Here is a 10546-nt window from a genome sequence, read left to right on the forward strand (position 1 = left end):
TTTCCTTGCCCTCCGGGGCGGCCCGTCATGGGGAGGGCCGCCCGCCGGTAAAGACGATCATCGACCTGGGAAGGTCCGACAGGTAACATCCACCGGGCCATGAGCATGCAGGGTGGCGCCGGAGACGATCCCGACCGGGGGCGGCGCATCGGAAAATACGAGATCCTCACCCGCCTCTCGATGGGAGGCATGGCGGAGCTGTTCCTCGCGTTCACCTCCGGCCCCGGTGGCTTCCGCAAGTTCGTCGCGGTGAAGCAGATCCTCCCCGACATCAAGAAGGACGACCAGTTCGTCAAGATGTTCCTCGACGAGGCGCGCATCACCGCTGCCTTCTCGCACGCGAACATCGGACAGGTGTTCGACCTGGGGGAGGAGGACGGCGAGCTGTACCTCGCCATGGAGTTCCTGCCCGGCCAGAACCTGGAGCAGGTGGTGAAGATGGCGGCCAAGCGCGACTACGCGCTGCCGCTGGGCTTCAGCGCTCGCGTGGTGCGCGACACCTGCCTGGGCCTGCACTACGCCCACCACTTCATGGATCCGTCGGGCCGTCCGGTGGCGGTGGTGCACCGGGACGTGTCTCCGAAGAACGTGATGATCACCTACGACGGCGTCGTGAAGGTGATCGACTTCGGCATCGCCAAGGCGCGCGGCAAGCTGGGCCGCACGCAGGTGGGCACCGTGAAGGGGACCAGTGGCTACATGTCCCCGGAGCAGGTGCGCGACAAGGGGTTGGACGGCCGCAGCGACCAGTTCTCCACGGGCGTGATGCTGCACGAGCTGATGGTCGGGCAGCGCCTGTTCAACGCGCCGGGCGAGGCCGCCGTGATGATGCAGATCGTGGACGGGGAGATTCCCGTGCCGCGCTCGCTCAACGCGGCGATCCCCGAGGCCCTGGAAACCGTGGTGCTCAAGTCCCTGTCGCGGGATGCCGCGCAGCGCTTCGGCACCTGCCGCGAGATGGCGCGCGCCATCGAAGCCTCGCTGGGCGGCGAGCTGTACGACGAAGACCAGATGACCGCCGTCATGGGCGAGCTCTTCGAGGAGAAGCGCCAGAAGACGCGCACCCTCCTGGAGCTGGCCAGCCGCGCCGAGGACGCCCGCGTCAGCGAGGCCGCCGGAGCGCTGCAGGTGGAGGAGGGCGGCGACACGGCCACCGCGCGGGCGCAATCGCCGCACGCGGGGGCCTCGACTGAGAACGCCGCGCCGTCGTTCCGCCCCACGCCCGTCCGGCGTACGAGCGCCGAGCCGACGACCCCGCCGCGTGCGGGTGCGACCCCGCGTCCCGCCACCGCGCCCGCGGCCCCGCGCAGCGACACACCTCCGATGACGCCGCGAGCGCAGCGGCCCTCAGACGCCGCCGCGTCCGCTCGCCCGATCCGTCCTCCCGCCGACGCCGCCCGGGCGAACCGGCCCCGTCCCGTCGCCCGCCCGGAGGCTTCCGAGGCCCGGGCCACGCCTCCCGACGACGCGCTGCTGGATCCGCCCAGCGACCTCCAGACCCAGCGCTTCCGTACGCGTCCGGCGCGCTCCGGTGCGGGGCCCGCGCGGTCCTCCCGTTCGGCGGAGGAGCCGGCGGAGACGCCCCCCGCTCGTGAGCGTTCCGGCTGGCTGGGCAAGGTGGTGCTGCTCCTCGTCCTGGGCGGCATGGGCTATCTGGCGACGCTCGAACCGGTGCGACGGCTGTTCATGCCGGCGTACGAGTCCGCCCGGCTGTGGGTGAAGGCGGAGCTGGATCCAGCCCCGAACGTGGACCCCGCGAAGGATGGGACCTGGCCTCCGAAGCCCTCCGGGCCTCCGCCGGGTTTCGTGCAGAAGACCGAGCCCGAGAAGGCGCCCGAAGTCGAAGCACCTCCTCCCGAACCGGTCGTGGAGGCCCCGCCTCCCGAAGAGCCCAAGGCGCCCGTCGCCAAGGGCGGACGCAAGCCGAAGGGGACCGCTCCGGCGGAGAAGACTGTCGCGGCGAAGACGGAGGCCCCGGCCTCGAAGCCCGCGCTGGAGCCCTCGCAGCGCGCGCCGGAGCCCGTCACCACCGTCACGCAGACGCCGGAGGTCGCGGAGGTGCTCGACACGAGCACCGCCAAGGGCGCCAAGAAGGCCGGCCTGGGCTGGCTGACGCTCTACACGGTGCCGAAGAACGCGGCCGTGTTCGACGGCTCGACGCAACTGGGCACCTCTCCGCTGATCAAGCTGGCGACCCCCGTGGGCACCTACCGCCTGCGTGTGGTGGATCCCCAGGACCCGGGAGGGACGAGCAAACTGTTGTCCGTTCCCATCCGTCCGGGCGAGGTGACCCGGTTGCAGATTCGACTGGCCGACCTCCCGCCCTACACGGAGTGACGGCCGTCCTTGACGCTCCTGGACCCCCTCACTAGGGTCCGCCGCGTTTCGCCTTCGACGCACTGCGAGAAGGACTCGCCATCCATGTACTTCCAGGACCTCATCCTCACGCTCCAGAAGCACTGGGCCGACCAGGGATGCATCGTCACCCAGTCGTACGACCTCGAGGTCGGCGCGGGCACGATGGCCCCGTACACGTTCCTGCACGCGCTCGGGCCCGAGCCGTGGAACGTCGCCTACGTGCAGCCTTCGCGTCGCCCCGCCGACGGCCGCTTCGGTGAGAACCCGAACCGCCTGTTCCAACACCACCAGTTCCAGGTCATCCTCAAGCCGGCGCCCAAGAACGTCCAGGAGCTGTACCTGGAGTCCCTGCGGAAGATCGGCATGGATCCGCTGGAGCACGACATCCGCTTCGTCGAGGACGACTGGGAATCGCCCACGCTGGGCGCCTGGGGCCTGGGCTGGGAGGTGTGGTGTGACGGCATGGAAGTCACCCAGTTCACCTACTTCCAGCAGTGCGGTGGCTTCGACTGTCGCCCCGTGGCCGCGGAGCTGACGTACGGGCTGGAGCGCCTGGCCATGTACCTGCAGAACGTGGAGAACGTCTTCGACATCGAGTGGGTCAAGGGCGTGAAGTACCGCGAGGTGTTCCACGCGAACGAAGTGGAGATGAGCAAGTACGCCCTCCACGAGTCGGATCCGCAGATGCTCTTCTCGCTGTTCGACGCGTACGAGAAGGAGTGCAAGCGCCTCATTGAGCGCCGCCTGCCGCTGCCCGCGTACGACTACGCGCTCAAGTGCAGCCACGCCTTCAACCTGCTGGACGCGCGCGGCGCCATCTCCGTCACGGAGCGCGCCAACTTCATCAAGCGCGTGCGCGACAACGCCCGCCTGTGCGCGGAGGGATATCTCCAGATGCGCGAGCGGCTGGGCTTCCCGCTGACGAAGACGCCGTGGACGGTGGGGGAGCAGCCGCCGGTGCTGGAGGGCAAGCCCGCCAGCGACTACTGGAAGACGGTGACGCTCAACAAGCCCGTGGAGAAGAAGGAGAAGTCGGAGGTGTCCCGTGGCGCGTGATCTGCTCCTGGAAATCGGCGCCGAGGAGATCCCGGCGTCGTTCATCGTGCCCGCGCTGGACGACTTGAAGCGCGTGCTCATCGAACGCATGGCCGACGCCCGCCTGAAGCACGGCGAGGTGCGCACCTTCGGCACGCCGCGCCGGCTCGCGGTGTGGGTGCGCGACGTGGCGGACGCGGGCGAGGACGTGACGAAGGAGGTGCTGGGGCCCAGCGCCAAGGCCGCCTTCGACGCGCAGGGCAAGGCGACCAAGGCCGCGGAGAAGTTCGCGGAGAGCCTCAAGCTGTCGGTGGACGCGCTGGGCCGCACGACGACGCCCAAGGGCGAATACGTGTCCGCGCGCGTGGAGGAGAAGGGCCGTCCGGCGGACGCCATCCTCCAGGACGCGCTGCACACCGCGGTGCACGGCATCAACTTCAAGAAGTCCATGCGCTGGGGCGACGTGGACATGTCCTTCGCGCGCCCGGTGCAGTGGCTGGTGGCGCTCCTGGGCGACACGGAGCTGCCGGTGGTGTTCGGCGACGTGAAGAGCGGGCGGACCACCTACGGACACCGCTTCCTTTCGCCCGGCCCCATCACGCTGAAGGCGCCCGCGGACTACGAGGCGACGCTGGAGAAGGCGCACGTGCTGGCGGACATCGGCAAGCGCCGCGCGTCGCTCGTGCAGAAGGTGACCGCCGCGGCGAAGGCGGCGGGGGGCCAGCTCCTGGAGGACGAGGGCCTGGTGGACCAGGTGACGAACCTGGTGGAGCTGCCGAGCCCCGTGGTGGGCCGCTTCGATGAGCGCCACCTGGACCTGCCGCCGGAGGTGCTGGTGCAGGAGATGAAGAGCCACCAGCGCTACTTCTCGCTGGTGGACGCTCAGGGCAAGCTCCTGCCGCGCTTCATCGCCGTGTCCAACACGCCGGTGCGCGACGAGCAGTTGTCGCTGCGCGGCTACGAGCGCGTGCTGCGCGCGCGGCTCGCGGACGGGCGCTTCTTCTTCGACGAGGACCGCAAGACGCCGCTGGGCGACCGCGTGGAGAAGCTGGGCCGCGTGGTGTGGCAGAACCAGTTGGGCACGTACCTGGAGAAGGTCGAACGCTTCCGCTCGCTGGCGGGCTGGCTCGCGCAGGCCACGGGCAGGGCAGGGGAGGCGGCCACGGTGGAGCGCGCCGCCACGCTGTCCAAGGCGGACCTCGTCACCGGCATGGTGGGCGAGTTCCCGGAGCTCCAGGGCGTGATGGGCCGCGAGTACGCGAAGGCCGGCGGCGAGCCGGACGCGGTGGCCCTGGCCATCTCCGAACACTATCTGCCCCGGGGCGCCGAGGACGCGCTGCCCACCCAGGACGCGGGCGCGCTCATCGGCCTCGCGGACCGGCTGGATTCGCTGTGCGGCATCTTCGCCATCGGCAAGGCCCCGTCGGGCGCGGCGGATCCGTTCGCGCTGCGCCGGGCGTGCCTGGCCATCATCCGCATCGTGCTGGGGCGGGGCTACCGCTTCAGCCTGTCGGCCGCGGTGGATGAGGCCCTGGGCCTGCTCGCGCCGAAGCTGGCCAACGTGAAGCGCAAGCCGGGCGAGGCCGCGCCGCGCGAACAGGTGCTGGAGTTCTTCCGCGGCCGCCTCAAGGCGCTGTGGGGAGAAGAGCACCGCACGGACGTGGTGGAGGCGGTGCTGGCCGTGGGCTTCGACGACCTCGTGGCGGCGAAGAAGCGCCTGGAGGCCCTGAGCCTGCTGGTGGGCCACGCGGACTTCCAGCCGCTGGCGGCCGCCTTCAAGCGCGTGGTCAACATCGTGGAGAAGCAGGGCAAGGACGTGGCGGGCGGGCAGACCAACCCGCAGCGCTTCACCGACGAGCCGGAGAAGAACCTCCACACCGCCTTCACGCAGGCGCGTGACAAGGTGGGCGTGCATGTGCGCGCGGACGACTTCGCCGGTGCCCTGCGCGAAATCACCGGCCTGAAGCCCGCGGTGGACACCTTCTTCGACAAGGTGATGGTGATGGCCGAGGACAAGGACCTGCGGGAAAACCGCATCCGGTTCCTCACGGAGATTGGCGCCCTGTTCAACCAGGTGGCTGACTTCTCCAAGATCCAGGCGGAAGTCGCCGCCGCCTGAAGCTTTACCGCCGGAGCGTGCCCGTTCCCCCGCCAGGGGAGCGGCACGCGTTTCCGGGCTTTGCGGCCTGCGGCGTGGGTGGGTGTCGTCGGGAGGGCGAACGGGAATAGCGACAGCCCTATTCAGTTGCCCGGGGCAGGGCCCCGTTCCTACACTCCGCCCCCCTCTGATGCGCCTCCCTTTCCTGACCCCCGCGCTGTTGCTCCTCGCGGCGTGTTCGATCGAATCTGAACCGAACCCGCCCCCGTCCACCCGCTTCGTGTACCCCAGCGGGGTGGCGTTCTGGCGCCCACCCGCGGCTGGCGGTCCCTCGGCGAGCAACGGCTACCTCTTCGTCGCGAACGCGAACTTCGACAACTGCTACGACTCCGGTTCCGTGGTGGCGCTCAACCTGGACGCGCTGAGCACGCAGGCGGATGGCCAGTCCGTCCCGGTGCCCCGGCTGGGGACCGCCGTGGCGGCAAGCCCGCTTCTCTTCGAGTCGCTGTCCGCGTCGGCGGACTCGCTCGTGCAGATCCGCAGCTTCGCGGGCGACATGGGGATGTGGGTCAACCCGGCCAGCGGACTGCCGCGCCTGTTCGTGCCTTCGCGCGCGGAGGGCAACAACCTGTTCGCGGTGGACGTCAGCCTGTCGGCGGACGGCGCGCCGGTGCTCAACTGCGTGCAGGGCGGCGTGGACTGCCAGACGGGGGCGCTGTCGCTCACGGACGACATCCCGGCGTCGCTCCAGGAGTCGGGACGTCCGGGCCTGCCCCGCGCGCCGTCGCCCATTGGCGTAACGGTGGATGACGCGAACGGCACGCTGTACGTGACGCACTCGGAGGCGGCGGATTCGCCCGCGAACTCCAGCACCAACTTCGAGAACTACCTGGTCACCCTGAAGGCGGAGAACCCCACGCGCGACACGCTGGGCTTCATCCCGCTGTCGCCAGAGGGCTACATCTACGGCGGCTCGGATTCGACGACGGTGGGGACGGGCTACCTCTTCGTGTCGGGCCGCAACTTCGTGGCCGGCGACAGCGGCACGGTGGGCGCGAACTTCGTCCTGCGGCTGGTGGACAAGAACGTGCCCACGCGCATCCTGGAGCCCCTCCTGTCCCTGGTCTACCGCATCCGCGAGGCGCGCGCGATCCGGGTGGTGCCCCGCCCGGTGACGGCGGCGGAGCTCGCGGTCCGTCCCCACTTCGTGCGCGAGCGGCTGTACGTGCTGGCGCGAGGCCCGGACACGCTGCTCACGCTCGACTTCGAATACGACGCACCGCCGGGCGAGCAGTCCACGGACCCGTCGTTCCGGGTCATCTCCGCGGTGCCCATGCCCGACGGCGTCAGCGACATGCAGATCATCAGCCGGCAGGGCGCGCCGACCAGCACCGACACCAACATCCTCGCGGTGACGAGCACCGGCGACAGCGCGGTGTCCCTCTACGACGAGGCGCTCGGACAGGTCGTCGTCCAGGTACCGCTCGTCAATTCGCAGAACCAGACCAGCAACCCGTCGCAGGCCTTCGCGCTGACGGTGGACAACCCGGCCGGCGTGAACGCGGCGCGGCTGTTCGTGACCAACTTCGGAGACGGGCAGGTGGCCATCGTGGACATCCCCGACCTCACCCGTCCGCAGGACGCGCGGCTGGTGGCACGACTCGGCACGCAGCAGCAGCGGGATCCGAACCAGGGCACCAGCGTGTGCCAGGAGAACCCATCTTGAAGCGCGGCATCCCTGCTGCCCTGTTGCTGAGCGCCGCGAGTCTCACGGTCGCCTGCTCCGACACCACCTCCACGGCGGGCGCCGCGGGCCTGTCGGGCACGTACGACGTGGTGCTCTCCAACCAGCTCGTCTTCGTCACCTCCCAGGACCGGGACGAGCTGCGCGTGTTGGACCTCACGCGCTCGCCCCGCGAATACATCCCCGCGCCCAACCCGCTGGAGCCCCTGGCCATCCCCGTCGTCGCGCGGCCCGACTCGCTCACCCGCGACGTGGGCTACGACGCCGAGGGCAACGACGTGTCCGGCCCGTACATCTACGCCCGCAGCTCCGGCGGACGGAGCATCTCCGTGGTGGCCGCCGACCGCGCGCGCCTCAACGAGGTGACGCGGCTGTCCACCGGCCAGCTCATCACCGCCTTCGCCGCGCACGCCCCGGTGGCCGAGGGCGCGCCGAGTGTCCTGTACTACGCGCTCCAGACCCGCCCGGAGGCCGCCGAAGCGCTCTGCGGTCCCTTCGGGGGCGGGGTGGTGATGCGCCAGGACCTGCCGGCCCCGGACGCCTTCGACGCTGGGGCCCTGCCGGCCGCGCTGCCCGTCTTCTGCCTGCAACCGGCGGACACGGTGCTGTCCATGATCACGCTGCCCGCGCGCCCGGGCGTGACGGACTCGCTGGTCATCGCCATCCGCAACGTGACGGGCACCAGCCGGCTCGTGCGCGCTGTCGCGGACGGCGCTTCGGTGGAGGTCGCCTACAAGCGTCCGCGCCCGGTGCCGTACACGGTGCCGACGTACACGGACCTGGTGGACATCCCGGCGCGGCTCGTCGCCACGCATCCGGCCTACGGGCCGACGGCCACCCGCGTGGCCCAGGGCCGGTATGTGTACGTGGTGCTCGACGAACTCACGTGCGTCACCGCGGAGTGCGAGGGCGTCATCGCGCTCGACAACGGGCCGGACCCCCTGGTGCCGTCCGCGACGCCGGTGCTCGCGCGCGACGTCACCGGAGCGCCCATGCTGACGCTGCGTCCGTCCGGAGGCTTGCCCACCGGACTCACCCTGCGCGCGGGCCTGGAGGTGCGCGAGTTGCTATCGGACAGCATCGCGTACACGTCCCCCATCCCGCTGCTGGGCATCGTGCCGTCGTCCAACAACCAGATCACCCTGTTCCGCGCCGACGAGCGCCGCGCGTTCAACCTGGACCGGGATCCCACCACGGGCGCACTGCCTGCCACGGTGACGGTGGACCTGCGCGACGGCTCGGAGCTCTCCCGACCGGACCAGATCCGGAGCATCGTGGTCAATCAGCCGGGGTGTCCCCAGCGCGCGGACGTGGCCAATGCGGACGCCTTCCTGTGTAACGGGACGCTGCCCTCCGGGACCTACCGCTTCGTCTTCCAGGGCATCCTGCCGGGCCTCGTCAACCTGGCGCGCGACCTGAACGTGGAGGATCCGCCCTTCCTGGTGGAGACGTCGCTGGTCGCGGCCCGCAGCGTGGTTCCGGGCGACTTGCTCGTGCTGGCGAACAACGTGGGAGCCTGCGAGAAGCCCGTCAAGGTGCTTCGCCTGGAGGACCTGGGGGATGGTCGCACCCAGCTCTTCCCAGACCTGGCAGACGCGGACACCCTCATTGCCCTGGAGACGTGCGCCGCGTATCCGTTCTTCTCCGTGCGCGCTGGCCCGACCGTGAAGCCCTTCATCCTCTATTCGGGCCTGGAGACCAGCGACTCCTACGTGCAGCGCTTGAACGTCAACGAGCCCTACACGGTGTCCAGCTTCCTGGATTATTACTACCACGCTGATGGCTTCGACCTGGGCCTGGACCCGCCCAAGTCGCCCACGACCTTCGTGCCCGCGCCGCTGTCGCTCACCCTGACGGCGACGTTTGGAGGGGCTGATCGGCTCGGCGTCGGCGACCGCTACGTGGTGACGCTGCTGCCGCGTTTCCGGCGCTTCATCTTCGGCGTGGACACCGGGTCTGGCAGCTCGCTGACCAACCTGGGGGCCTACACCCTGCCTGGCTCCGTGGTGGCCACGGACGTGGCTGGCTCCAGTCTGGCCTACATCGCGTATCCTTCAGCGGACGGCGTGCTCCAGGTGGCCCTGGAGCAGATCAGCGACAACGCGGACAACCTCCAGTACCTCCGGGCCTTCCAGTAACTGGGCGGGCCCGAACGGCTCTGCTATCGTTCCCTACGTTCAGCATTTCCCGAGCCAAGACCGATGATCGATCAGAACTCCCGTCCCGCACGCAAGGTCGGCATCGCCGAGCACCTGTGGGAGACGTACGAAGAGATGGCCCAGCAGATGGGGTCGGATCGCGACGCGCTGATCAACCAGGCGCTCTTCATGTTCGCGCGCCTCAACGGCTTCATCGACGTGAAGGTGAAGGCCGAGCCCTCCGTGGCGGCGGTGCCTGCCGCCACGCCGGCCCCCCGTCCAGCCTCCCCGCCGCCCGCGGCCGCCGCGTCCAAGGGCGCGCCGCCGGTGCTCGCGCCCGCGCGCGCCGAACCCGCCCGGGCCTCCCCGCGCAACGTGGAGGAGCGTCCGTCCTCCAACGGCCTGGACAATGATCCGGTGCGCCGCGAGGTGGCCGAGCGCGTCCTGGAGACAGCCGCAGAGCTGGAGCGGCTCATCAAGGGCAAGAACGAGCCGCCCCCTCCGTCCGCCGACGACATGATCGAGGACGAGGAGGAGCCCCTGCCCGAGCAGGAGGATCCGCCGCTCGAGGACGAGCTGGAGGATGAGCCCCCCGAGGAGGTCGATGACGAGCCCGCGGAGGAGGCCGACGAGGAGGAGGGCCTGTCGCTCTACCTGGTCACCGAATCCGGTGAGCAGGAGAAGATCATCAAGGACCGCTACGTCATCGGCCGCGGCAAGCACTGCGACTTCGTCATCAACTCCGGCAAGGTGTCGCGCGAGCACGCCGTCATCGCCCGCGACGGCGGCGAGTTCTACATCGAGGACCTCGGCTCCTCGAACGGGACCTGGTTCAACAAGCAGCGCATCAAGCGCCGCAAGGTCGAGGACGGGGACGAGTACTTCATCTGCAGCGAGAAGATCCGCCTCGTCATCCACTGATGACGCAGTGCCCCCCGGTTCGAGGGTCGTGTTCAGCATTTGACGGGCTTGGGGCCTCCCTGGTTTGATGGGGGTCGCCTGCCCGCCTTGGGGACAGGTGCCGAATGACACCTGCTCAATCCGTGCTGTGGACGATTCTGGGAGTGGCCCTGGTGCTCGCCGTGGTGACCGACGTGCTGCGCCGGCTCATCCCCGACATCGTGACCTACTGTCTCTTAAACACATCTCCGAGCCCACGAGACCGGAGCCTAT

The 10546-nt window shown here is 69.8% G+C and carries 6 protein-coding genes; all 6 read left to right on the forward strand.

Annotated elements, in window-relative coordinates; translation table 11 throughout:
- Nucleotides 1-99 precede the first annotated feature (99 nt).
- The 6 genes from D7V88_RS13310 (at nucleotide 100) to D7V88_RS13335 (ending at nucleotide 10294) form a co-directional block, all read left to right on the forward strand.
- Nucleotides 100-2337: a serine/threonine-protein kinase gene (locus D7V88_RS13310; protein WP_120541012.1), complete on the forward strand. Its 2238-nt coding sequence runs from the start codon at nucleotides 100-102 to the stop codon at nucleotides 2335-2337.
- Nucleotides 2338-2421: 84 nt separating this feature from the next.
- The gene (gene glyQ / locus D7V88_RS13315) at nucleotides 2422-3414 is read left to right on the forward strand and encodes a glycine--tRNA ligase subunit alpha (RefSeq protein ID WP_120541013.1); all 993 of its coding nucleotides are present in this window, start codon (nucleotides 2422-2424) and stop codon (nucleotides 3412-3414) included.
- Nucleotides 3404-5512, forward strand: a complete 2109-nt coding sequence (gene glyS, locus D7V88_RS13320) for a glycine--tRNA ligase subunit beta (RefSeq protein ID WP_120541014.1) — start codon at nucleotides 3404-3406, stop codon at nucleotides 5510-5512. Before glyQ ends, glyS begins: the two co-directional genes overlap by 11 nt.
- Nucleotides 5513-5681: 169 nt before the next feature.
- Nucleotides 5682-7217 carry a YncE family protein gene (locus D7V88_RS13325; protein ID WP_120541015.1) on the forward strand — a complete coding sequence of 512 codons (1536 nt, stop codon included), beginning with the start codon at nucleotides 5682-5684 and terminating at the stop codon, nucleotides 7215-7217.
- Nucleotides 7214-9373 (forward strand): hypothetical protein, encoded by a 2160-nt coding sequence (locus tag D7V88_RS13330; RefSeq protein WP_120541016.1) that lies wholly within the window; start codon nucleotides 7214-7216, stop codon nucleotides 9371-9373. The genes D7V88_RS13325 and D7V88_RS13330 overlap by 4 nt, the downstream gene beginning before the upstream one ends.
- A gap of 63 nt (nucleotides 9374-9436) precedes the next feature.
- Nucleotides 9437-10294, forward strand: a complete 858-nt coding sequence (locus D7V88_RS13335; protein ID WP_120541017.1) for an FHA domain-containing protein — start codon at nucleotides 9437-9439, stop codon at nucleotides 10292-10294.
- The last annotated feature ends 252 nt before the right edge of the window (nucleotides 10295-10546 follow it).

Origin of the sequence: Corallococcus terminator (assembly GCF_003611635.1) — a bacterium.
Lineage (GTDB): Bacteria > Myxococcota > Myxococcia > Myxococcales > Myxococcaceae > Corallococcus > Corallococcus terminator.